Source organism: Cedecea davisae, from assembly GCF_044095835.1.
GTDB classification, from domain to species: Bacteria; Pseudomonadota; Gammaproteobacteria; order Enterobacterales; family Enterobacteriaceae; genus Cedecea; species Cedecea davisae.
Genome location: NZ_CP172054.1, coordinates 978,185 through 1,001,719 on the forward strand (window position 1 = coordinate 978,185; position 23,535 = coordinate 1,001,719).

Genomic DNA, 23,535 nt, shown 5'->3' on the forward strand with positions numbered 1-23,535 from the left:
GTTAATTTTTGTTGTTTTTACATACAAATAAATAACAATTAATAAACAATTTGCGTTGAGCGAAGCTTTTGGAGGTGAGTCTGGGTGGGAATGTGCCGAAAAAATGTTATGAAATTGTGAGCTGAAGCGAGTCAGGGGTTATTGCTGAAAGAGGGGGAGCAATAAAAAAGCCGCACATCTGAACTGCGGCCTTTTTAGCAGGGAAATGTTTAGCGTTTATCGAGTGAGATAGCGCCCGGGCCGACCACCGCCAGCAGCAGGAACCCTGCGGCAATACTGACGTTTTTGTAGAAGTTAATCATGTTCGGCAGCACGGCATCGCCGGTCAAATTCCAGAAATGGTGGCCGATAACCGCGGTGCCGAGGGTATAAAACACAAACAAAATGGCCAGCGGACGGGTAAAGAAGCCAAGCACAACTAACAGCGCAGCCACCACTTCCATCAGCACCGCAATAATCGCGGACAGCATCGGCAGCGGCGCACCAAGATGGGCCATATACTCAACGGTGCCGCTAAAGCCGCTGATTTTGGGAAAGCCGAAAATAATAAACAGCAGCACCAGCGCAATACGGGCAATGAGCAAAACCAAAGAACGTGACTGACCGAACTCAAAATAGCGTAGTGTGTTCATAGCGGGCTCGTTTGATGGGGGACTCAGGTTAAAGTTAATACACAAAACCTGAGCTTGCCATTGCCGCCGGGCGGGCTGCCGCTTCGTTTTTGTTAGCGAATGTTTTTTATTCTGCTTCTTACTCTTTCAGGTCTTCTTCCACATATAAATAGCCAATCCCCATGACCTGCTGGGCGCGCGTGAGCTGGCCGAAGTTTATTTGCGTGGCATTGCTTTTTAACGCATCGCCGTGGTCGAAGGGATTAAAGCCGATGCGCTGTTTAATGGCGTTCAGCCAGTTATCGCCAAATTCGCAGCTGCGGCCATAGAACCAGATTTGGTTGATGTTGAGGATATTAAGGAAGTTATACAGGCTAAGCCCAATGGCATTGGCCGAGTCTTCAACCCAGCGAGCGACCCTTTCATCACCCGCATGTAGCGCCTGCACAAGCTGGCGCGAGGTGAGTTTTTCCGGGTCATGATGCTGCGCCTCCGGGTGCGTTTTTAGCCAGATACGGGCCTGCTTTTTTAGCGCACTTAATGAGGCAACGGTTTCCAGGCAGCCGTAGCGGCCGCAGTCGCAGACCATGCCGTCGGGGTTGACGATGGTGTGGCCAATTTGCCCGCTGCCGTAGAGATTGCCGCGATAAATTTGCCCGTTGATGACGAACGAAGAGCCGATGCCATAATCGACGTTGAGTACGCAAAAATCCTCGCGGTTTCCGGCGTTTTGCCACTTCTCCGCCAGGGCCAGCATTACGCAGTCGTTATCCAGCAGTACTTCGACGTCCAGCTTCTCTTCCAGCAGATATTTAATCTCAACCGCCTCGCGCCACGGGGCCTGAGGCATGGTCTGCGACACGCCGGTAACCGGGTCGACCTGGCCGTGAATGCCGAGCGCCAGATTGATTTTCTTCTGCGGCCAGCTTTTGCGCTGCTGGTGCCAGATGGCTTCTATTGCCGAGAGCAGGGCCTGCGGCGTGGGGGCGACAATCGACCGCCGTTCAAAATCGCCCTGCGGCGTGAGCTGCGCGCTGCATAGCTGGCTTTCAATGCTGGTGGGCGTCACGTTCATGCAGAGAATGTAGTCGCCGTCCGGCGGTATCTGATAGCTGCCGCTATTTAGCCCGCGGCTGCTGAGGTTTTCGCTGGAGTGGCTGAGTTTGCCCTCATCCACCAGCTCCTCAAGAATATTGCTGACTGCCGGAATAGACAGCCCGGTATGCTGGGCAAACTGCGATTTACTCAGCCGCTTGTGCCGCCATACCAGCTTCATCAGGGTTTGCCGGTTGAGCTGGCGCACCCGCTGATTGTTGAGACCCGACTCCTGCATTTCACTAAACCTCGTTAACTATATTGCGTGAGCATTAAGCGATTAAATCATAAGCGGCTGTTTCAAACTGTCGGCAACACCCCATTCACTATTATTTGTTTACTGGAGAGTTGCTATGTACGGAGCCGTTAAAGTCTGGCAGGAAACGATCTCACTTCCCACCTGGACCACCGGAGCAGAAGATCCGAACCCGATGTTCCTGGAAAATCGCGTGTATCAGGGATCTTCCGGCGCGGTTTATCCCTACGGCGTGATAGACACCCTGACCGGCAAACGTGAAATTTGTGAGTACCAGGCGGTATGGCTGGAGAATGATTTTATTCGCGTCATGCTGCTGCCGGAGCTGGGCGGGCGCATCCACCGCGCCTGGGACAAAGTGATGCAGCGTGACTTCGTTTACTACAACGAGGTCGTTAAGCCCGCGCTGGTTGGTCTGGTTGGGCCGTGGATCTCAGGCGGGATTGAATTTAACTGGCCGCAGCATCACCGCCCGACCACGTTTATGCCGGTGGATGTGACCTTCCAGCAGCACGAAAGCGGGGCACAAACCGTCTGGCTGGGTGAAGTTGAGCCGATGCGTGGCCTGCAGGTGATGACCGGATTTACGCTCTACCCGGAAAAAGCGCTGATCGAAATCACCGGCAAAGTGTTTAACGGCAACGCCACGCCGCGTCATTTCCTGTGGTGGGCCAATCCGGCGGTGAAGGGCGGCGACGAGCATCAAAGCGTATTCCCGCCTGACGTAACGGCGGTGTTCGACCACGGCAAACGCGATGTTTCGGCTTTCCCGATTGCCCACGGCACCTACTACAAAGTGGATTATTCCGCCGGGGTTGATATCTCGCGCTACAAAAATATCCCGGTGCCGACTTCTTATATGGCGGACAAGTCTGATTATGACTTCGTTGGTGCTTACCACCACGGCGAGCAGGGCGGGCTGCTGCATATTGCCGATCACCACGTTTCGCCGGGCAAAAAGCAGTGGACCTGGGGCAACTGTGATTTTGGCCTGGCCTGGGACCGCAACCTGACCGACAGCAACGGCCCTTATATCGAGCTAATGACCGGCGTGTTCACCGACAACCAGCCGGACTTCACCTGGATTGCGCCGTACGAAGAGAAAGTATTTGTGCAGAACTTCCTGCCTTATAGCGGGCTGGGCACTGTGCAAAATGCTAATACTCAGGCGGCAATCAAGCTGGAGCGGGATGGCGATGCGCTGGCGCTCGGCGTATATGCGATTGCCCCGCTGGCCGATATGACGCTGGTAATTAGCGATGGCAATAATCCACTCTGGCAGACATCTCTTTCTCTGGCTCCGGCGGAAGTCTGGCAGCAGCGGCTGGAAGAAAGCTGGCCGCAACGCCTGACGCTTTCGCTGATTGATGCTTCCGGCGCGCTGGTGCTTGATTACTGCGAGCACATTGCAAAAGAGCTGCCTCTGCCTCAGGCCGCGCAGGCTCCGGCCGGGCCGCAGCAGATTGATAATTGCGACGAGCTGTACTTCATCGGCCAGCATCTGGAACAGTATCTGCACGCCAGCCGCTCCGCCTTCGATTATTACCTGCGCGCGCTGGAAATTGACCCGCTCGACTACCGCTGCAACGTTGCGCTCGGAACGCTCGAATTTAACCGCGGCAACTGGCAAAAAGCTCAGGAATATGCGGATGCGGCTCTGCTGAGAGCCCATCGCCTGAATAAAAACCCGCAGAACGGCGATGCCAGCCAGCTGCGCGGGGCGGCAAAAGAGCGTCTCGGCGATTATGACGGCGCTTTCGACGACTATTACAAGGCAAGCTGGAGCGGCAATTGCCGGGATGCGGCGTTCTATGCTCTGGCCCGGCTGGCGATGCGTAAAGGCGACACGGGCCGAGCGCTGACTCTGGTTTCACAAAGTCTGCAATTCAATGCTTCCAACAATCTGGCGATGGGGCTGAAGGCGCTGGTCCTGCAACAAAGCGGAGAGCGGGGGCAGGCGCTGGAGTGGGTAACGCAGCAGCTTGCAAGCTGGCCGCTAAGTTACGCCCTGCATTACGCCCGCTGGGCAATCACCGGCGAGGAGCAAGACAAACTGGAACTGCTGCGGGTCACCGGGCAGCGCGGCACCAACGCCAGCGTGCTGGCGGGCTGGCTGATGAGCTTTGGCGCAGAGCATGCCGCCCGCGAGCTGCTTGAGGTGCTGGCTTCAAAAGAGTCAATGCCGCTGCTTTGGCAGGCCTCGCTGGAAACCGACCCTCAGCGGCAGGCCCGCTATCTTTCCCTGGCTCAGCAGCAATTTGCCCTGCGGGTTCGCTTCCCCAACACGCTTGATGAGGTGCAGATGCTGATGCGTCTGCCGCAGGACGGCTTTGCTCAATATCTGCTGGGCTGCTTCTGGTACAGCAAACGCCGCTACGGTGAAGCGCTGGCTTGCTGGGAGTTCTGCGCTCGGGAGATGCCTGAATTTGCTGCGGTACAGCGCGTCCTGGCGATCCATGCCTGGAATAAGCAGCAGGACGCCCGGCGTGCCGAAGCCCTGCTCCAGCGCGCCGTTGAGCTTGAGCCGGACAACGCCCGCTTCCTGTTTGAACTCGACTTCCTGTTAAAGCTGAATGCCCGCCCAACGGCAGAACGTCTTGCCCGGCTTGAAGCGCAGCGTGACGTAGCCCTGAAGCGCGACGATCTCACCGCCGAACTGCTTAGCCTCTGGCATCAGCATGGCAAACATGAGCAGGCAGCTCGCGTGCTGGCCGAACGTAAGTTCCACCCGTGGGAAGGTGGGGAAGGGAAAGTGACCGGACAGTATCTGATTAACCAGCAGCTGCGTGCTCTGGCGCATATCGAAAAAGGCGAACCGGGCCTTGCTGAAGAGTTGCTCCAGCAGGCGCTGCGCTACCCGGAAAACCTCGGGGAAGGCCGTCTGGTGGGCCAGAGCGATAACGATATCTGGTATCTGCTTGGCCGTTGCGCCCAACAACAGCAGCGTGCCGATGCCGCTAAGGCTTGCTATCGCGAGGCTCTGAAGGGCGGCTCTACGCTTGAGGCCGGGCGCTATTACAACGACCAGCCGGTGGATTATCTCTTTTACCAGGCCATGGCACAAAAGCAGCTTGGCGAGCCTGAAGCGGCGCAGCAGAAGTTCAGCGCCTTTATCGAGTGGGCGCGGCAGCACCGCGACGATGCGGTAGAACCTGATTTCTTTGCCGTCTCGCTGCCTGACCTGATTGCGCTGGATGGTAACCCACGCAGGGCGCATCTCCAGCACTGCCTTTTTGTCGAGGCGCTTGGTCATCTCGGCCTCGGCGATACCCTCGCGTTCAACCGGCTTATTGATGAGTTACTGGCGCTTAACCCGGCCCACGACAAAGCGCATCTGCTTCGTCAGGCCCTGAGCATCGGCATGTTGTGAAAATAACCAGCGGGCGACGATGAGCGCCCGCTCTCTTACCCTACAAATGCAAGATGAGGATCGACCATGGATCGTATGCAATCGCAATTACGCATGGGCTACGTCTGGACCATCTGTCTGGTCGCGGCCTGCGGCGGACTGCTGTTCGGCTATGACTGGGTGGTTATCGGCGGGGCAAAACCCTTCTACGAAGCTTATTTCTCGATTACTGACCCGGCCATTTCCGGCTGGGCGATGAGTTCCGCGCTGGTGGGCTGCGTGGTTGGTGCGCTGCTCTCCGGCTGGTGTGCCGACAAATATGGCCGCAAGATTCCGCTTATTATCGCGGCGTTATTGTTTACCTTATCGGCCTGGGGAACAGCGATGGCGAGTCATTTCGATCTGTTCGTAGCCTGGCGCATTGTCGGCGGAGTGGGGATTGGACTTGCCTCCGCCCTTAGCCCGATGTACATCGCAGAAATCAGCCCGGCGGCCCAGCGTGGGCGTTTTGTGGCGGTAAACCAGCTGACTATCGTTATCGGGGTGCTGGCCGCCCAACTTGTTAACCTGATGATTGCTGAACCCGTCGCCAGCCACGCCACTTTGCAGGAGATTAGCACCAGCTGGAACGGGCAGGTTGGCTGGCGCTGGATGTTTGGCTCCGGCGTGGTACCGGCCGCGGCGTTTTTGATTCTGATGTTCTTTGTGCCTGAATCTCCGCGCTGGCTGGTTCGCGCCGGGAAGAGCGAACGGGCTCACCAGATGCTCAGCCGCATCGGCAGCAAAAGCTACGCCGACGAAACGCTGAAGGATATTCAGAAAACCCTAAGCCAGGATACTCAGAAAGTGTCGTGGTCGGCGCTGTGGGAGCCGAAGGTTCGTCCGATAATTATCATCGGCATGGTGCTGGCGGTGTTCCAGCAGTGGTGCGGGATCAACGTCATTTTCAACTACGCGCAGGAGATTTTTGCCTCCGCCGGGTTCGATATCAACAGCACATTAAAATCCATTGTGGCTACGGGTCTTATCAACCTGGTGTTCACCATCGCTGCATTGCCGCTGGTGGATAAAATCGGCCGCCGCAAGCTGATGCTGTTTGGCGCGGCCGGGCTGACCATTATCTATGCGTTGATTGGCGCAGCCTATGGGTTGGGCATACTCGGCCTGCCGGTTCTCATTCTGGTGCTGGCCGCGATTGCTACTTATGCGCTGACGCTTGCTCCGGTGACCTGGGTTCTGCTGTCGGAAATTTTCCCTAACCGCGTGCGCGGTCTGGCGATGTCGCTGGGGACGCTGGCGCTTTGGGTGGCCTGTTTCCTGCTGACCTACACCTTCCCGCTGCTGAACGCCGGGCTGGGTGCTGCCGGGAGCTTCCTGCTGTATGGCGCTATCTGTGCCGCAGGCTTTATCTATGTGCGCCGCTTCGTGCCTGAAACCAAAGGCGTTAGCCTGGAGGCTCTGGAACAGCAGCTGGCGTCCGGGCGTATTCATTCTGCTCCCGCATCTGCTGCAAAGGCGCTGCGCTGATGGATATTTTGCGACTGCAAAATGCCTCTCTGAGTTTAACTGTTGCCCCTCAGGGGGCTTCAGTCTTCAGCTTCGAGTCGCTTAAACACAACAAGCCGGTTTTCTATCCTGCCGAACCGGCGCTGTTCCCGATGTTGCCCCTGGCTAACCGGGTGGAAGAGAATCAATTTCGGCTGGGCGGCGAGCAGATAGCTTTGCCCCAAAGCCCCGTCGATGAGCGCTTTTTCCTGCACGGCGACGGCTGGATAAAGCATTGGAAGGTTGAGAAGCATCATCCGCAGCAACTGACCCTGAGCCTGGAAAGCCGCCATGCCTGCGGGTTTGATTACCTTGCGCGCTTAACCTACAGGCTGGTGGAAAACCAGCTTCGGGTAAGTCTAGAGCTAACGCATCTGGGCGATAAAGCCATGGTATACGGTCTGGGACTGCATCCATACTTCGCGCTTGAACCGCAAAGCCGGGTGCAGTTTCTCGCCAGCGGCTATTGGCCGGAAGGCGAGCTCCATCTGCCTCTCGAGTGGCAAGGGGAGCTAACGGAGCAAACGGATTTTTCTTCGGGACAGGTTCCTGCCGATGGATGGCTGAACGTGGGTTATTCGGGCTGGAGCGGGAATGCGCTGATTGAAAGCGGCGCCATGCGGGTGCGCCTTTCATGCCCAACGCCTTATCTGATGGTGTTCCGAATGCAGAACCAACCGTTTATCTGCCTGGAGCCGCAAACGCATCCGGTCAACGCCCATAACCTGCCGGGGATGCCGGGTTTAGTGAGGCTGGGGCGAGCAGAGACAACTCGTCTGGAAATGGTAGTTGAGGTTGATTAACCTTTATTTTGATGTGTGTTATTGCTCTGTTAATGTTTACTTGCATGCCGGCCGGCTATCCCCGACACTAACGCCTCCAAAACGGGAGGGATCATGGTTTTGCATTCCACGCGCTGGCTGGCGCTCAGCTACTTTACCTATTTCTTTAGTTATGGCGTGTTTTTGCCTTTCTGGAGCGTCTGGCTCAAAGGCGTAGGGCTCCCCCCCGAAACCATCGGGCTGCTGCTGGGGTCTGGTTTAATCGCCCGTTTCCTCGGTAGTTTATTGTTAGCCCCCCGCGTGACCGATCCTTCCCGCCTTGTTTTTGCTCTCCGCCTGTTAGCCCTCGTTACCCTTATCTTTGCCGCCGGTTTCTGGCTGGGCCATGCTTCGCTCTGGCTGCTGCTGACGATGGTCGGTTTTAACCTGTTCTTTTCGCCGCTGGTGCCGCTGACCGACGCATTAGCCGGAACCTGGCAGCGGCAAATCACCATGGACTACGGGCGCGTGCGGCTCTGGGGTTCGCTGGCGTTTGTGATTGGCTCGGCTCTTACCGGGAAGCTGGTGAGCGAGTTTAGCTATCAGGCGATTCTGGTGCTGCTGACTATCGGTGCGGCGTCGATGTTAATCGGCATGATGCTGCGGCCTTCTATTATGCCCCAGGGCGAAGCCCGGCATCAGGAGTCGGCGGGCTGGCCTGCCTGGAAAGGGTTGATAATCAGCGCCTGGCGTTTTCTGGCCTGCGTTTCTCTGCTCCAGGGGGCGCATGCTGCTTATTACGGTTTCAGCGCCATTTACTGGCAGGGGGCGGGGTATTCCGCTTCGGTGGTCGGCTATCTGTGGTCGCTTGGCGTAGTGGCCGAAATCGTTATCTTTGCGCTTAGCAATAAGCTGTTCCGCCGCTGGAGCGCCCGCGATTTACTGCTGCTCTCTACCGTCACCGGAGTGATCCGCTGGGGCCTGATGGCCTCAACCACCGAACTGCCGTGGCTTATTGTCGCCCAGATCCTGCACTGCGGCAGCTTTACTATTTGCCACCTTGCGGCGATGCGTTATATCTCCGCCCGCAAAGGTGGGGAAGTGATTCGGCTTCAGGCCGTCTATTCTGCGGTGGCAATGGGCGGTGGAATAGCCGTGATGACGATTTTCTCCGGCTTCCTGTACCAGCATTTGCAGGGCGGGATGTTCTGGGTAATGGCTCTGGTGGCACTCCCGGCTCTGTTCCTGAGGCCGAAAGTCGCCGCCAGCAGCTAGGATTCGAGCAGCTGTTTTATCCGCATTTGCTGATGCTCGCCCAGCGGCAGCGTGGCGTGGATAAGCGGCGGCGAGAACAGCGGCAAAGAGGTGGCGTAGGGCGTGATAACCAGCACCACCTCGCGCGGCGCGCCCCGGCTCTGAAACTCCTGAACCGCAAGGTGTTTAATATTGAGGGGCAGCAACGTTAGCTCACGCAGCTGCTGCTCTATTTGCTGCTCCAGCGCTTTGTCGTCGCCGGTAAGCAGAAGTACCTGTTTTTCCTGAATATCGCTTTCCTGCATCAGCCAGGCGCCAAATATCACCGCGACCAGACCGGCTTCCGCATCAGAAAAACGAACCTCGTAATGCTGTTCTAAACCGGCCAGCGCCTCCCGTGAGGTGCGCATCAGGCGCGGGTAGAGGCGGGTTATCTCCTCCGGGAGGCTATGGTCGATACCGATATCAAACTGGCAGCGGTTCAGCGCCTGGGCCAGGTGAATATAAAGCTGGTCGCTTAGCCCTTGTTCGTCGCTAAAAGAGAGCCCGGCGAGGCGGTGAAAACGCTCAATCATCAGGCCAATTTCGCCGCGCAGGCGCGTGTCCTGGGGATGCTGGTCATTGAGCGGGTCGGGGATCCTTAACAGCTGGAATAATAGCGCCAGAAAGTGCTGCTCGTCCTGGTCTGCGGGCTGCATAACGCGCCGCTGCCAGTGGCGGGCAATTTCCCGGGCCACGGAAAACTCCGGGCGCAATTGGCTCCATTCCCGCTGGCGCGCCGAGAGTTGCGGGGAATAACCGGAATGATGTTGATAAAGACAGTACTGCAAGAACAGCGTCAGAAACTGGCTGTCACGGCTGTCGTACTGCCTTTGCAGGCGGCGAGCGCAGAGGTTGACCAGCGCACGTAAGTTGGTTTCATCATACAGGGCTTTGATTATCCCGAGCTCTTTGAGCTGAGCCTTCAGCGCCGGGCTGAAATGGTGCAGCACAAACTGCGGGCAAAGACGCAGCGACCTGCGCAGCCAGTGCAGCAGGCAGAGACGGCGGTCGAGCGCCGTGCCTTCAATCCGATAGCTGCCGTCCTGCTGCTGAGCCAGAGAGAGACGGTGATAACTCTGGATCTCGAGGCCCGTGTCGGCTATATCTTGCAGGGTTTGCGTCTGGTCCACGCCGTTGATGCTGGCAATCGCCTCCGGCGTAACGTCCTGCTCCGGAAGGTAAAGCATCAAAAGCAGGTGGCAGCGGCGCTGCGAACTGGAAAGCACAGATGGCGGCGGAGTCAGCAGTGTCATCATCTGGCAGTCCTGAATTTGGTGTCAGATGATAAGAATAGCTAAAGCTTTCGGCGAATATATCGCCATTTTTAGTTTTTCATCACGGAATTACGGCTGGCTCACAGAATTTAAATCTTGAGGGAAGCATGGGCGACAAAAGAATCAGCCTGATGGGAGTAGTTGCACTGTTAGCAGGGTTTTATGCCGCATGCGTGCAGGCTCATCCCCACAGTTTTATCTCTCTCGTCACGACGCCGGTGGCGGCAGACGGGCAGTTAACCGGCCTTAAAATGCAGTGGACGATGGACGATATTACTTCAGCAGATCTGTTGTATGACGCAGGAGACGCTAAACCCGGCTCGCCGGTCTGGAAAAAGCTGGCGGCAGAGGTCATGGCTAATGTGCTCGGCCAGCACTATTTCACCGAGTTCTGGCACAACGGTGAAAAAGTGAAGTTCAACAATTTACCGCCGGAATACGGCCTTAGCCGGGCTAATCACCAGGCCGTTTTAACCTTTATTCTGCCGCTGGCGCACCCGCAGCCGCTGAAAGGGCAGACCTACCGTTTCTCAACCTTCGACCCGACTTATTTTGTCGATATGAGCTACGACCACCCTCAGGATGTTCACCTGCCGCAGGAGCTGGCTGCGAGCTGCAAAGTTTCCGTTCACACGCCAAAACCGAACGAAGAGACGCTGCTGTTTGCGCAGTCGCTGGATAAAGCCGACGCGCCGCCGGAAGATATGGATCTCGGGAAGCAGTTTGCCCAGGAGGTGACGTTAGCATGTCAGTAATTGCCTCTTCTTCCGCCGCTTCCCGCCGATGGGTTCACCTCTGGCCGCTGGCGCTGTTTCTTTTATTCGCCGCTGCCGGGCTCTATAGCCTGTGGATTTACTGGCCGCAGATTTTACTAAATTCCGCCAGCTGGCAGCGTGCAATCAACCAGGAGCTGAGCGGGCTGCTGCGGCAGGTAGCGGAAAACCCGACCCGCGCCGGCTGGTCGTTGCTTTCATTTAGCTTTGTGTACGGCGTGCTGCATGCCCTGGGACCGGGGCACGGCAAGATTGTGATAACCACCTGGCTTGCCACTCATCCTTCAAAGATAGCAAGCAGCCTGCGGTTGACGTTTGCCGCCTCTCTGCTCCAGGGGCTGGTGGCAATATTGCTGGTGGTGGTTGTGCTGGTCGTCCTGACGCTGCCCTCACGCCAGCTGCACCTGAGCAGCTTCTGGCTGGAAAAAGGCAGCTATTTACTGGTGGGCGTGCTCGGGGGAATGCTGAGCTGGCGGGCTCTGCGAAGGCTGCGCGTGTTGCTGAAACGCAAACCCAAATTCACCTCGTTTACCCCGCACCATGTTCATCATGCTCATTGCGGCTGCGGGCATCAGCATATGCCGGACGAAAAGCAGCTGGCTGCCGGGAGCGACTGGCGTGCGCGGCTGATGATTGTGCTTTCGATGGGAATGAGGCCGTGTTCGGGCGCGATTATGGTGCTGCTGTTCAGCAAAGTTATCGGCGTGTTTGGCTGGGGCGTGCTGTCGGCGCTGGCAATGGCGGCGGGTACCTCAATAACGATTTCAGGGCTGGCGTTGCTGGTGCATAGCTTCCGTACGCTGGCCGTAAGATTGAGCGGCAATCAGGCGCCGGTATTATGGCGGCAGGTTGGCTGGTCAACGCTTGCTCTGGCTGGGGGCGTTATTTTGATAGCTGCGGCGGTGATTATGTGGCTGAGCGTGCAGCCGATGGCGCGAGGAATTCGGCCTTTTTGATGTTTGAAAATTAACCCTCCCTCGCTTGCGGTAAGCGGGGGAGGGTACAGCAAAACTTAGCGCTTCAGCGCGTCGCTCAGCTCTTCACGCATAGTAGACAGCATCGCCTTAACTACGCGTGGGTTACCCGCAACGATGTTACCGGTCAGCAGGTAGTTGTGGCCGCCGGTGAAATCGCAAACCAGGCTGCCCGCTTCACGAGCCAGCAGTTCGCCAGCGGCAAAATCCCACGGCTTCAGGCCAATTTCGAAGAAACCGTCTACGCGGCCAGCGGCAACGTAGGCCAGGTCCAGCGCGGCAGAACCGGTACGGCGGAAGTCCGCGCACTGGGTGAACAGCTTGCCAACGAGATTGATGTAGGTGGTTGCGTGTTGTTTCTGTTTGAACGGGAAGCCGGTCGCCAGGATGGTGCCATCCAGGTCGCGAGCGGTGCTGCCGCGCAGACGGTAGCCGTTGAGCTGTGCGCCCTGGCCACGAGTAGCGGTAAACAGTTCATTACGCATTGGATCGTAGACCACGGCAACTTCGGTGCGGCCTTTAATGCGAACAGCGATAGAGACGGCGAAGTGTGGCAGACGTTTGATGAAGTTGGTGGTGCCATCCAGCGGATCGATAACCCATTGCACATCCGTATCTTCGCCTGCATGTTCACCGCTTTCTTCGGTGATGATGGTGTGCTGCGGGTAAGATTTGCGGATTGTTTCGATAATCATCGCTTCGGCGGCTTTATCGACGTTGGTCACAAAGTCATTACTGCCTTTCTGACTGGTTTCTACGGAATCAGGAGTTTCGTAGTGTTTGGCAATTACATTACCCGCCTTGCGCGCAGCACGCACGGCGATGGTCAACATAGGATGTTGCATCGGTCTCTCTCGCTGGATGTTAAAGAACGGAAATCGCGGCGGAGTATAGCAGAGCGTTCGGAATATGTCTCAGGGATATGATAAGATATTGCGATATTCTTCCCAGGCTGTGAATGATAATGCTGCAAAACGTACGAATCGTGCTGGTCGAAACTTCGCATACCGGCAACATGGGCTCCGTGGCCCGTGCTATGAAAACCATGGGCTTAACTAACCTGTGGCTGGTGAATCCGCTGGTAAAACCTGACTCTCAGGCTATTGCCCTGGCGGCCGGTGCCAGCGATGTTATCGGCGACGCTAAAATCGTCGATACGCTTGATGAAGCCCTGGCAGGATGCAGCCTGGTGGTTGGCACCAGCGCCCGCTCCCGCACATTACCGTGGCCGATGCTCGACCCGCGTGAATGCGGCCTGAAAAGCATCAGCGAAGCGCAGCATGCGCCGGTTGCTATCGTCTTTGGCCGCGAGCGCGTTGGCCTGACCAACGAAGAGCTGCAAAAGTGCCACTATCATGTGGCTATTCAGGCTAACCCGGAATACAGCTCCCTTAACCTCGCGATGGCGGTGCAAATCCTCGCCTATGAAGTGCGCATTGCCTGGCTTGCCACTCAGGAACAGCCAGAAGCCTCTAAAGAAGAGGAAGATGCGCCGTACCCGCTGGTGGATGATTTAGAGCGCTTCTATGGTCACCTCGAAAAGGCGCTGCAGGAAAGCGGCTTTATCCGCCCGACTCACCCAGGCCAGGTGATGAACAGACTGCGCCGCTTATTCACCCGCGCCCGCCCGGAAAGTCAGGAATTAAACATCCTGCGCGGCATGCTGGCGTCGCTGGAAAACCCCAAAAAATCGGGCCAATAATACTTGAGTAAATTGGTAGGTTAAATAGTTGACCAATTTACTCAGGAATGTCAGACTTGCGACCTGCTATGTGACAATCACACTTTTAAAAAACCCCCGGCTCGAGGGGCTATTTGAGGTTAAGTAAGACATGAGACTGACATCAAAAGGGCGCTATGCCGTAACCGCGATGCTTGACGTTGCGCTGAACTCTGAATCTGGCCCGGTTCCGCTGGCCGATATTTCTGAACGTCAGGGTATTTCGCTCTCCTATCTGGAGCAGCTGTTCTCCCGCCTGCGTAAAAATGGCCTGGTTGCCAGCGTGCGCGGTCCTGGCGGTGGTTATCTGCTGGGTAAAGATGCGAGCAGCATCGCCGTTGGCGAAGTGATCAGCGCCGTTGATGAGTCCGTGGACGCGACCCGATGCCAGGGTAAAGGCGGCTGCCAGGGCGGCGATAAATGCCTGACCCATGCGCTGTGGCGCGACCTGAGCGATCGTCTGACCGGCTTCCTGAACAACATTACCCTCGGTGAACTGGTGAACAACCAGGAAGTTCTGGACGTGGCCGACCGTCAGCACAACGAAAACCATCGCAGCACCCGTTCTCAGGACGCTATTGACGTCAAACTGCGCGCATAAGCAGAAGAACACGAATTTTTAGAATCAGGTTGGGGGAGCGACGCTCCCTGTCTATAACGGCAGCATATTTTAAGCCTGATTCTTCGTATTGAAGTGATGTACGGAGCTTAAGAGCAATGAAATTACCGATTTACCTCGACTACTCTGCTACTACGCCGGTTGACCCGCGTGTTGCCGAGAAGATGATGCAGTTTTTGACAATGGACGGAACCTTCGGTAACCCGGCCTCCCGTTCCCACCGCTTTGGCTGGCAGGCTGAAGAAGCAGTTGATATCGCCCGTAACCAAATCGCAGAGCTGGTTGGCGCTGACCCGCGTGAAATTGTTTTCACCTCCGGCGCGACCGAGTCTGACAACCTGGCGATTAAAGGTGCCGCTAACTTCTACCAGAAGAAAGGCAAGCACATCATCACCGTCAAAACCGAACACAAAGCCGTGCTGGACACCTGTCGTCAGCTGGAACGTGAAGGTTTCGACGTGACTTATCTGGCCCCGCAGAGCAACGGCATCGTTGACCTGAAGGCGCTGGAAGCCGCCATGCGTGATGACACAATCCTGGTTTCCATCATGCACGTGAACAACGAAATCGGCGTGGTGCAGGATATCGCTGCTATCGGCGAAATGTGCCGTTCCCGCGGTATTATCTTCCACGTTGATGCGACCCAGAGCGTGGGCAAACTGCCTATCGATCTGAGCCAGCTGAAAGTTGACCTGATGTCCTTCTCCGGCCACAAAATTTATGGCCCGAAAGGCATTGGTGCGCTTTACGTGCGCCGTAAGCCACGTATCCGCATTGAAGCCCAGATCCACGGCGGCGGCCACGAGCGCGGCATGCGTTCTGGTACTCTGCCTGTTCACCAGATTGTCGGCATGGGTGAAGCTTACCGTATCGCGAAAGTGGAGATGGAGACCGAAATGGCCCGTCTGCGCACGCTGCGTAACCGTTTGTGGAACGGCGTGAAGGATATGGAAGAGGTTTACCTGAACGGCGACCTGGAACACGGCGCGCCTAACATCCTCAACGTAAGCTTCAACTATGTTGAAGGTGAGTCACTGATTATGGCGCTGAAAGACCTCGCGGTTTCTTCAGGTTCCGCCTGTACTTCTGCCAGCCTTGAGCCGTCTTACGTGCTGCGCGCGCTGGGGATGAGTGACGAACTGGCTCACAGCTCCATCCGTTTCTCTCTGGGTCGTTTTACCACTGAAGAAGAGATCGACTACACCATCGAGCTGGTACGTAAGTCCATCGGCCGTCTGCGCGACCTTTCTCCGCTGTGGGAAATGTTCAAGCAGGGCGTGGATATTAATTCCATCGAATGGGCTCACCATTAATCGTCTGTAGAGACGTCGATTTCAGATTCTGGAGAAGTAAAATGGCTTACAGCGAAAAAGTAATTGATCACTACGAAAACCCGCGCAACGTCGGTTCTTTCGACAACAGCGACGACAGCGTTGGCTCCGGCATGGTGGGTGCACCTGCGTGCGGCGACGTGATGAAGTTGCAGATCAAAGTCAACAATGACGGTATTATTGAAGACGCGCGTTTCAAAACCTATGGCTGCGGCTCGGCGATTGCTTCCAGCTCGCTGGTAACCGAGTGGGTGAAGGGCAAGTCTCTGGACGAAGCGCAGGCGATTAAAAACACCGACATCGCAGACGAGCTCGAACTGCCGCCGGTGAAAATTCACTGCTCAATCCTTGCTGAGGACGCTATTAAGGCGGCTATCGCGGATTACAAAAGCAAACGTGAAACAAAACAACTCTAAATAATTCGAGCCTGCTGCCCGGCAGCGGCTCGAAGTATGACGAGTTAATATTCTGATTGAGGTTGTTGTATGTCGATTACCCTTAGCGACAGCGCTGCTGCCCGCGTAAATGCCTTCCTGACCAACCGCGGTAAAGGGTTTGGTTTGCGTCTGGGCGTGCGTACTTCAGGCTGCTCCGGGATGGCTTACGTTCTGGAATTTGTTGACGAACCGATGGCGGATGACACCGTGTTCGAAGACAAAGGTGTGAAGGTAGTTATCGATGGTAAAAGCCTGCAATTCTTAAACGGGACCGAGCTCGACTTCGTCAAAGAAGGTCTTAACGAAGGGTTTAAATTCACCAACCCTAACGTTAAGGACGAGTGTGGCTGCGGCGAAAGCTTCCACGTCTGATCCCGCTTATCACCCCCACCGGCTTCGGCCCGTGGGGGATTTTGCTTTACCACACAGCACTAACCTGACATGTACCCGAGTCTGTTATGGATTACTTTACCCTGTTTGGGCTAACGCCAGGCTATACCCTTGACCTTCAGCATCTGGCTACCCGTTACCAGGAGCTGCAGCGCCAGTTCCATCCGGACAAATACGCCAGCCGCCCTCAGGCGGAGCAATTGCTGGCGGTAAGTCAATCCGCAACCATCAACCAGGCCTGGCAGACGCTGCGTCACCCGCTTGCCCGCGCCGAATATCTCCTCTCCCTGAACGGCTTCGATCTGGCTAATGAACAGCATACCGTGCGTGATACCGCGTTCCTGATGGAACAACTTGAGCTGCGCGAAGAGCTGGACGAAATCGAGCAGAAAAAAGACGGTGACGGGCTGGAAAGCTTTGCCGGGCGCGTAAAAACGATGGTGAAAAACCGCAGCGCGCAGATGGTACAGCAGCTGGATGACCAGCAGTGGGAACAGGCTGCGGACACCGTTCGCAAGCTGCGTTTCCTCGACAAATTACAGAGCCAAATAGAACAACTAGAAGAAAAACTGCTCGACTTTTAACGCCTGAACTCAGGCCCGATTTTTGGAAGCGAAACATGGCCTTATTACAAATTAGTGAGCCCGGCATGATGGCTGCGCCGCACCAGCGCAGGCTGGCCGCAGGTATCGATCTTGGCACCACCAACTCGCTGGTTGCCACCGTGCGCAGCGGGCAGGCACAAGCCCTGGTCGACCACGAAGGCCGCGCGCTGCTGCCTTCCGTTGTCCATTACCAGCAGCAGGGTCACCTGGTTGGCTGGGAAGCTCGTGCGCAGGCAGCACAGAACCCCGCGAACACTATTAGCTCGGTAAAACGCATGATGGGCCGCTCTCTGGCGGACATTCAGGCGCGCTACCCGCATCTTCCTTACCATTTGCAGGCGAGTGAAAACGGTCTGCCGATGATTAACACCCCGGCGGGGCTGTTAAACCCCGTTCGCGTTTCTGCCGATATCCTCAAAACGCTGGCTGCCCGCGCGACCGAAGCGCTGGCCGGAGAGCTGGACGGCGTGGTGATTACCGTTCCTGCCTATTTTGACGACGCGCAGCGCCAGGGTACTAAAGATGCCGCTCGCCTCGCGGGCCTGCACGTTTTGCGCCTGCTCAACGAGCCAACGGCGGCGGCAATTGCCTACGGCCTGGACTCGGGTAAAGAAGGCGTAATTGCCGTTTACGACCTGGGCGGCGGCACCTTTGACATTTCTATCCTGCGCCTTAGCCGCGGCGTGTTTGAAGTGCTGGCGACCGGCGGTGACTCTGCCCTGGGCGGCGACGACTTCGATCACCTGCTTGCCGACTGGCTGCGCGAACAGGCCGGTATTGCCGACCGCAGCGACGACCGGGTACAGCGCCAGCTGCTGGATGCCGCTATTGCTGCAAAAATTGCGCTGAGCGATGCCGCAACTGCCAGCGTAGAAGTGGCTGGCTGGAAAGGCGAAGTCACCCGTGACCAGTTCAACGAGATGATTGCTTCCCTGGTTAAGCGCACGCTGCTGGCCTGCCGTCGCGCGTTGAAAGATGCGGGCGTGGAAGCAGAAGAAGTGCTGGAAGTGGTGATGGTCGGCGGCTCAACCCGCGTACCTCTGGTGCGTGAGCGCGTAGGCGAATTCTTCGGCCGCACCCCGCTGACCTCCATCGACCCGGATAAAGTTGTGGCGATTGGGGCGGCTATTCAGGCCGATATCCTGGTTGGCAACAAGCCTGACAGCGAAATGCTGCTGCTGGACGTTATCCCGCTGTCGCTTGGCCTGGAAACCATGGGCGGCCTGGTCGAGAAGGTTATTCCGCGTAATACCACGATCCCGGTGGCGCGTGCTCAGGAATTCACCACTTTCAAAGATGGGCAGACCGCGATGTCTATCCACGTATTGCAGGGCGAGCGCGAGCTGGTGCAGGATTGCCGCTCTCTGGCTCGTTTTACCCTGCGCGGTATTCCGGCAATGTCCGCCGGCGGGGCGCATATTCGCGTAACCTTCCAGGTAGATGCCGATGGCCTGTTGAGCGTAACGGCGATGGAGAAATCCACCGGCGTGGAATCCTCTATCCAGGTTAAACCTTCTTATGGCCTGAGCGACGGCGAAATTGCCGGTATGATTCAGGACTCCATGAGTTACGCCGAGCATGACGTGCAGGCACGTATGCTGGCGGAGCAAAAAGTCGAAGCTGCCCGCGTGCTGGAGAGTTTGAACAGCGCACTGACGGCGGATGCCGCGCTGCTAAGCGCCGCAGAGCGTTCCGACATCGACAACGCCATGGCTGCCTTAAGCGCTGCCGCGGCCGGTGACGATGCCGACGCTATTCAAAATGAAATCAAAAACGTAGACAAGCAAACCCAGGAGTTTGCCGCACGCCGCATGGATCAATCGATCCGTACCGCGCTGACCGGTCACTCCGTGGACGAGGTTTAATATGCCAAAGATTGTTTTTCTGCCTCATCAGGACCTCTGTCCGGATGGCGCAGTTCTGGAAGCGCAAAAAGGTGAAACCATTCTCGACGTTGCCCTGCGCAACGGTATCGAAATTGAGCACGCCTGTGAGAAGTCCTGTGCCTGCACCACCTGCCACTGTGTGGTGCGTGAAGGCTTCGATTCCCTTGCGGAAAGCACCGAGGATGAAGACGACATGCTGGATAAAGCATGGGGTCTGGAGCCTGAGAGCCGCCTGAGCTGCCAGGCTCGCGTCAGCGATGAAGACCTGGTGGTTGAGATGCCGCGTTATACCATCAACCACGCACGCGAACACTAACGGGAGCCGCATGGGACTGAAGTGGACTGACAGCCGTGAAATCGGCGAAGCGCTGTATGACAGCCGCCCGGATCTCGATCCTAAGACGGTGCGTTTCACCGATATGCACCAGTGGATCTGCGAACTGGAAGAGTTTGATGACGATCCAAACGCTTCTAACGAAAAAGTGCTGGAAGCGATTTTGCTTGTCTGGTTAGATGAAGCAGAATAACAGACGGGCCGCCCTGAGCGGCCCGTTTTTGCATTTTGCCTGTGCTGAACAATGAAGGATTGGAAAATGACTGAAGCCATGAAAATCACCCTTTCCACGCAGCCAGCGGACGCACGCTGGGGCGAAAAGGCGACGTATAGCATCAATAACGACGGCATTACCCTACACCTGACCGGTAAAGACGACCTCGGTCTTATTCAGCGCGCGGCGCGCAAAATTGACGGCCAGGGGCTGAAACATGTTCAGCTGGCCGGTGAAGGCTGGGACGTTGAGAAGAGCTGGGCCTTCTGGCAGGGCTATCGCGCTCCGAAAGGCAGCCGCAAAGTTGACTGGGCGGTACTGAGCGAGTCTGAGCAGAAAGAGCTGGATACGCGCCTGAAAGTCATCGACTGGGTTCGCCACACTATTAACACTCCGGCAGAAGAGCTGGGCCCTGAGCAGCTGGCTTCCCGCGCTGTCGATCTTCTGTGTGACGTAGCCTGCGACCATGTTTCCTACCGTATTACCAAAGGCGAAGACCTGCGCGAGCAAAACTACGCCGGGATCCATACCGTTGGCCGTGGTTCTGACCGCGCGCCGGTTCTGCTGGCGCTGGACTACAACCCAACCGGCAACCCTGAAGCACCGGTGTATGCATGTCTTGTCGGGAAGGGTATCACCTTTGATTCCGGCGGCTACAGCATCAAACAGACCGCTTTCATGGACTCGATGAAATCAGATATGGGCGGCGCGGCCACCATTACCGGCGCGCTGGCCTTTGCTATCGCTCGCGGTCTGGACAAACGCGTGAAGCTCTACCTGTGCTGCGCGGACAATATGATCAGCGGCAACGCCATGAAACTCGGCGACATCATCACCTACCGCAACGGCAAAACCGTTGAAGTGATGAACACCGATGCAGAAGGGCGCCTGGTGCTGGCCGACGGCCTGATTGACGCTGCGGCTCAGAAACCAGAGCTGATTATCGACTGCGCCACCCTGACCGGCGCGGCGAAGACCGCTCTGGGCAATGATTATCATGCCGTGTTCAGCTTCGACGACAAGCTGGCTGCTCGCCTGCTGGCAAGCGCCGCTGAAGAAAACGAGCCGTTCTGGCGCCTGCCGCTGGCCGAATTCCACCGCAGCCAGCTGCCCTCTAACTTTGCCGAGCTGAACAACACCGCCAATGCCTCTTATCCGGCTGGCGCAAGCACCGCTGCGGGCTTCCTGTCCCACTTCGTTGAAAACTACCACCAGGGTTGGGTGCACGTAGACTGCTCCGCAACCTACCGTAAAGGTGCGGTTGAGCAGTGGTCTGCGGGTGCGACCGGTTTGGGCGTTCGTGCGATCGCCAATCTGTTACTGGCTAAGTAATACTGCCCCTCACCCCGGCCCTCTCCCCACAGCGGAGAGGGGGAAAAGAGTTCGGATAGAGCGAACGCCGAGCGGTCCTCTCTCTTGCAGGGAGAGCGAACGCCGAGCGGTCCTCTCTCTTGCAGGGAGAGCGAATGCCGAACGGTCCTCTCTCTTGCAGGGAGAGCGAACGCCGAACAGTCCCCTCTCCCTTCCAGGGAGAGGGTTAGGGTGAGGGTAAAACCTCTTTAGCTTTATCCCGGAACCACAATGTCAGAACCAAAAAACGAACTAGAAACCCTGCTTGAGCAGGCGGCAAACGAACCGGCGCATCGCCCGGCCTTTTTCCGTACCCTGCTGGAGTCCACCGTTTGGGTGCCAGGTAATGCCGCAGAAGGTGAAGCCATCGACGCCGATAGCGCGGTCGAATTACAGCACTGGGAAAAAGAAGATGGCACTTCGGTTATTCCATTCTTTACGTCTCTGGAAGCTTTGCAGGAAGCCGTTAGCCACGAGCAGGCGTTTGTGGTCATGCCCGTGCGCACCCTGTTTGAAATGACGCTGGGTGAAGCGCTGTTCCTTAATGCCAAACTGCCGACCGGCAAAGAGTTTACCCCGAACGAGATAAGCCATCTGGTGAGCGCGGAAAGCGATCCGCTGAGCCAGCAGGAAGTCCTGGAAGGTGGGACTTCGCTGCTGCTTTCCGAAGTTGCCGAACCCCCGGCGCAGATGGTTGACTCCCTGACCACGCTGTTTAAAAACCTGAAAACGGTGAAGCGGGCGTTTATCTGCTCCATCAAAGAGCAGGCGGATGAAGAGCCAAACTTGCTGATCGGTATCGAGGCCGAGGGCGGTGAGATTGAAGCGATTATTCGCCAGGCCGGAAGCGTGGCTACGGATACCTTACCGGGCGACGAGCCGGTCGATATCTGCCAGGTGGTGGAAGGCGAGAAGGGCATCAGCCACTTTATGATTGCCCACATCACGCCGTTTTATGAGCGCCGCTGGGGCAGTTTCCTGCGCGATTTCAAACAAAACCGCATTATCTGATGAGTTCCCCCTCCGCCGGGAGGGGCTACTCTGTTGCCTGCAATAACAGCAAATCTATCAGCATCACCAGATTTGATTCAAATGACGTAATGTCCGCCGCTTCGGCTGCGTAGTGCACTGCTTCGTCATAGAGTGGGAAATGCAGCTCGGCCATTTCCGCCAGCGGGTTTGGCGAGGCGCGGGTAAAGGCGACTATTGTCATCCCCACGTTTTGGGCAATTCTTGCTTTGTCCAGAACCTGTTCCGTCTCACCGCTGCGTGAAATAGCGATAAAAACCTGATATTTAGCGGCATTGCTGAGAAAGATGCCTCTGCTGTCTCCCGGGCCTGAGATAAACGCCGTCTTTCCCAGAACTTGCAGTTTTTTAGTCAGGTACTCGGCAAAAAGATAGGAAAAACCGGCCCCGTAGAGATAAAAGCTCTCTTTTTCCCGCAGAAGCTCGGTAAAACGGGCCATTAGCTCGGGCGTCACCCAGCGAAAGGTTTGCTGATAGTTGGCGATAAAGCGTTCGAAGAGCTGCGGCAGAGCGGCCTGTGGATTTACCGGCTGGCTGGCGATGCGTGGCGTGCCGGACAGCAGCTGTTTGCAATGCCAGATAAATTCGCTATAGCCGCTAAACCCCAGCTTATGGCACAGCCGCATAATGGTCGCGCTGGAGACAAAGGTGGCCTGCGCAAGGGCGCGTACCGTAATGTTGCCCACCAGCAGCGGATGGGCAGTCAGATGCGAGAGAACCCGATATTCAGCGCGGGTCAATGCTTCCCCGCGCTCCAGCAATCCGGCCAGCCGGTTATCCATTATTGCGCGGGTTCAACCGGCAAATCGGCGCGTGCGCCCCATTCACTCCACGAGCCGTCGTAAAGCGAAACTCCGTTCACCCCGAGAGTGGTTAATGCCAGCACCACGACCGCCGCCGTTACGCCGGAACCGCAGCTGGCAATAATAGGTTGCTCGAAGCTCACGCCCTGGCGTTCAAAAATTGCGCTCAGCTCTTCGGTTGTTTTCAACTGGCCGTTTTCAACCAGCTCCACCCAGGGGACGTTAAGCGCTCCGGGAATATGGCCGCGTTTCAGACCCGGGCGTGGCTCATCGGCCTCGGCATTGAAACGTGGTGCCGGGCGGGCATCCACAATCTGCGCCGTGCCTTCGTGGCTGACCAGCAGCACGTCGGTCAGACGTTTGATGACCATAGGATCGAAGTTCACCTCGAACTCGCCTTCCGGCAAAACAACATCGCCCTGTTCCAGCGGCAGCTCTTCGCGCTGCCAGTCTGCGAGGCCTCCGGCAAGAATTGATACTTTTTGCACGCCAAAAGTACGCAGCATCCACCACGCGCGCGGGGCGGAGAACAGGTTACCTTCGTCGTAAACCACCAGATGTTTGTCGCTGCTGACGCCCAGCTCGCGCATTGCCACGGCGAACGCTTCGGCGCGCGGCATCATGTGGGGCAGCGGGCTGGTGTGATCGGAGAGCGCCTCAATATCAAAATAAACGGCACCGGGCAGATGCCCTGAACGGTACTCGCCCGGCAGGTCACGGTGTTCCTGCCCCGGAGGAGCCATGCGGGCATCCAGAATCTGGATATCGTCATCGTTAATATGTTCTGCGAGCCAGTCGCCCGCGACGAAGAAAGAGGTAGACATGTTAGGTCTCCGATTCATCAAGGAAAATCGGATTGTCGGTGTTTTTCCGCCAGCCAGCAA

23 protein-coding genes are annotated in these 23,535 nt (G+C 56.8%); 17 read left to right on the forward strand and 6 right to left on the reverse strand.

Going from position 1 to position 23,535, the window contains the following annotated elements; genetic code table 11:
- Positions 1–209 precede the first annotated feature (209 nt).
- Together ACG1VR_RS05205 and ACG1VR_RS05210 are read right to left on the reverse strand one after the other, a co-directional pair.
- On the reverse strand, positions 210–632 hold the full coding sequence (locus ACG1VR_RS05205) for a DoxX family protein (protein ID WP_039898637.1): 423 nt from the start codon (positions 630–632) through the stop codon (positions 210–212).
- Between the two features lie 118 nt (positions 633–750).
- Complete coding sequence (locus tag ACG1VR_RS05210) at positions 751–1,944, reverse strand: ROK family protein (protein ID WP_395490381.1); 1,194 nt, start codon at positions 1,942–1,944, stop codon at positions 751–753.
- Positions 1,945–2,059: 115 nt separating this feature from the next.
- Between ACG1VR_RS05210 and ACG1VR_RS05215 the strand changes: the two genes are divergently transcribed.
- The 4 genes from ACG1VR_RS05215 (at position 2,060) to ACG1VR_RS05230 (ending at position 8,892) form a co-directional block, all read left to right on the forward strand.
- Positions 2,060–5,332 carry a DUF5107 domain-containing protein gene (locus ACG1VR_RS05215; RefSeq protein WP_395490382.1) on the forward strand — a complete coding sequence of 1,091 codons (3,273 nt, stop codon included), beginning with the start codon at positions 2,060–2,062 and terminating at the stop codon, positions 5,330–5,332.
- Between the two features lie 66 nt (positions 5,333–5,398).
- The gene (locus ACG1VR_RS05220) at positions 5,399–6,838 is read left to right on the forward strand and encodes a sugar porter family MFS transporter (protein ID WP_395490383.1); all 1,440 of its coding nucleotides are present in this window, start codon (positions 5,399–5,401) and stop codon (positions 6,836–6,838) included.
- Complete coding sequence (locus ACG1VR_RS05225; RefSeq protein WP_395490384.1) at positions 6,838–7,659, forward strand: aldose 1-epimerase; 822 nt, start codon at positions 6,838–6,840, stop codon at positions 7,657–7,659. The genes ACG1VR_RS05220 and ACG1VR_RS05225 overlap by 1 nt, the downstream gene beginning before the upstream one ends.
- A gap of 93 nt (positions 7,660–7,752) precedes the next feature.
- Positions 7,753–8,892, forward strand: a complete 1,140-nt coding sequence (locus ACG1VR_RS05230) for a 3-phenylpropionate MFS transporter (RefSeq protein ID WP_265439466.1) — start codon at positions 7,753–7,755, stop codon at positions 8,890–8,892.
- Here ACG1VR_RS05230 and csiE read toward each other — a convergent pair.
- Positions 8,889–10,169: a stationary phase inducible protein CsiE gene (csiE, locus tag ACG1VR_RS05235; RefSeq protein ID WP_395490385.1), complete on the reverse strand. Its 1,281-nt coding sequence runs from the start codon at positions 10,167–10,169 to the stop codon at positions 8,889–8,891. The two genes, ACG1VR_RS05230 and csiE, sit on opposite strands and share 4 nt — an antisense overlap.
- 149 nt (positions 10,170–10,318) lie before the next feature.
- On the opposite strand from csiE, the gene ACG1VR_RS05240 reads away from it, so the two are divergent.
- A complete protein-coding gene (locus ACG1VR_RS05240; protein WP_395491061.1) occupies positions 10,319–10,942 on the forward strand; it encodes a DUF1007 family protein in 624 nt (207 codons plus the stop codon).
- Complete coding sequence (locus tag ACG1VR_RS05245) at positions 10,933–11,916, forward strand: nickel/cobalt transporter (protein ID WP_395490386.1); 984 nt, start codon at positions 10,933–10,935, stop codon at positions 11,914–11,916. The genes ACG1VR_RS05240 and ACG1VR_RS05245 overlap by 10 nt, the downstream gene beginning before the upstream one ends.
- Before the next feature lie 56 nt (positions 11,917–11,972).
- Here the strand turns inward: ACG1VR_RS05245 and suhB are convergent, their stop codons facing one another.
- The gene (suhB, locus tag ACG1VR_RS05250) at positions 11,973–12,779 is read right to left on the reverse strand and encodes an inositol-1-monophosphatase (RefSeq protein ID WP_115586338.1); all 807 of its coding nucleotides are present in this window, start codon (positions 12,777–12,779) and stop codon (positions 11,973–11,975) included.
- A 119-nt stretch (positions 12,780–12,898) separates the two neighbouring features.
- Here suhB and trmJ point away from each other — a divergent pair, with 119 nt between their 5' ends.
- The 11 genes from trmJ to sseB all read left to right on the forward strand — a co-directional run bounded on the left by trmJ (position 12,899) and on the right by sseB (position 21,831).
- Positions 12,899–13,636, forward strand: coding sequence for a tRNA (cytosine(32)/uridine(32)-2'-O)-methyltransferase TrmJ (gene trmJ / locus ACG1VR_RS05255; RefSeq protein ID WP_039899389.1), 738 nt, complete (start codon positions 12,899–12,901; stop codon positions 13,634–13,636).
- 130 nt (positions 13,637–13,766) lie between these two features.
- Positions 13,767–14,255: a Fe-S cluster assembly transcriptional regulator IscR gene (gene iscR / locus ACG1VR_RS05260; protein ID WP_016537759.1), complete on the forward strand. Its 489-nt coding sequence runs from the start codon at positions 13,767–13,769 to the stop codon at positions 14,253–14,255.
- Between the two features lie 116 nt (positions 14,256–14,371).
- The gene (gene iscS / locus ACG1VR_RS05265) at positions 14,372–15,586 is read left to right on the forward strand and encodes a cysteine desulfurase (protein ID WP_016537758.1); all 1,215 of its coding nucleotides are present in this window, start codon (positions 14,372–14,374) and stop codon (positions 15,584–15,586) included.
- A 41-nt stretch (positions 15,587–15,627) separates the two neighbouring features.
- Positions 15,628–16,020 (forward strand): Fe-S cluster assembly scaffold IscU, encoded by a 393-nt coding sequence (iscU, locus tag ACG1VR_RS05270; protein WP_016537757.1) that lies wholly within the window; start codon positions 15,628–15,630, stop codon positions 16,018–16,020.
- Positions 16,021–16,089: 69 nt separating this feature from the next.
- On the forward strand, positions 16,090–16,413 hold the full coding sequence (iscA, locus tag ACG1VR_RS05275) for an iron-sulfur cluster assembly protein IscA (RefSeq protein WP_016537756.1): 324 nt from the start codon (positions 16,090–16,092) through the stop codon (positions 16,411–16,413).
- 86 nt (positions 16,414–16,499) lie between these two features.
- Positions 16,500–17,015 (forward strand): co-chaperone HscB, encoded by a 516-nt coding sequence (gene hscB / locus ACG1VR_RS05280; RefSeq protein ID WP_016537755.1) that lies wholly within the window; start codon positions 16,500–16,502, stop codon positions 17,013–17,015.
- Positions 17,016–17,050: 35 nt separating this feature from the next.
- Complete coding sequence (gene hscA / locus ACG1VR_RS05285; protein ID WP_395490387.1) at positions 17,051–18,901, forward strand: Fe-S protein assembly chaperone HscA; 1,851 nt, start codon at positions 17,051–17,053, stop codon at positions 18,899–18,901.
- Between the two features lies 1 nt (position 18,902).
- A complete protein-coding gene (gene fdx, locus ACG1VR_RS05290) occupies positions 18,903–19,238 on the forward strand; it encodes an ISC system 2Fe-2S type ferredoxin (RefSeq protein WP_016537753.1) in 336 nt (111 codons plus the stop codon).
- A 10-nt stretch (positions 19,239–19,248) separates the two neighbouring features.
- On the forward strand, positions 19,249–19,449 hold the full coding sequence (gene iscX, locus ACG1VR_RS05295; RefSeq protein ID WP_016537752.1) for a Fe-S cluster assembly protein IscX: 201 nt from the start codon (positions 19,249–19,251) through the stop codon (positions 19,447–19,449).
- A 66-nt stretch (positions 19,450–19,515) separates the two neighbouring features.
- Positions 19,516–20,802 carry an aminopeptidase PepB gene (gene pepB / locus ACG1VR_RS05300; RefSeq protein ID WP_279048076.1) on the forward strand — a complete coding sequence of 429 codons (1,287 nt, stop codon included), beginning with the start codon at positions 19,516–19,518 and terminating at the stop codon, positions 20,800–20,802.
- A 249-nt stretch (positions 20,803–21,051) separates the two neighbouring features.
- A complete protein-coding gene (sseB, locus tag ACG1VR_RS05305; protein ID WP_172569192.1) occupies positions 21,052–21,831 on the forward strand; it encodes an enhanced serine sensitivity protein SseB in 780 nt (259 codons plus the stop codon).
- 25 nt (positions 21,832–21,856) lie between these two features.
- On the opposite strand, the gene ACG1VR_RS05310 is transcribed toward sseB, so the two are convergent.
- Entirely contained in the window at positions 21,857–22,630 is a 774-nt protein-coding gene (locus ACG1VR_RS05310; protein ID WP_172569193.1) for a MurR/RpiR family transcriptional regulator, read from the reverse strand.
- A complete protein-coding gene (sseA, locus tag ACG1VR_RS05315) occupies positions 22,630–23,475 on the reverse strand; it encodes a 3-mercaptopyruvate sulfurtransferase (RefSeq protein WP_016537748.1) in 846 nt (281 codons plus the stop codon). The genes ACG1VR_RS05310 and sseA overlap by 1 nt, the downstream gene beginning before the upstream one ends.
- Positions 23,476–23,535 lie beyond the last annotated feature (60 nt).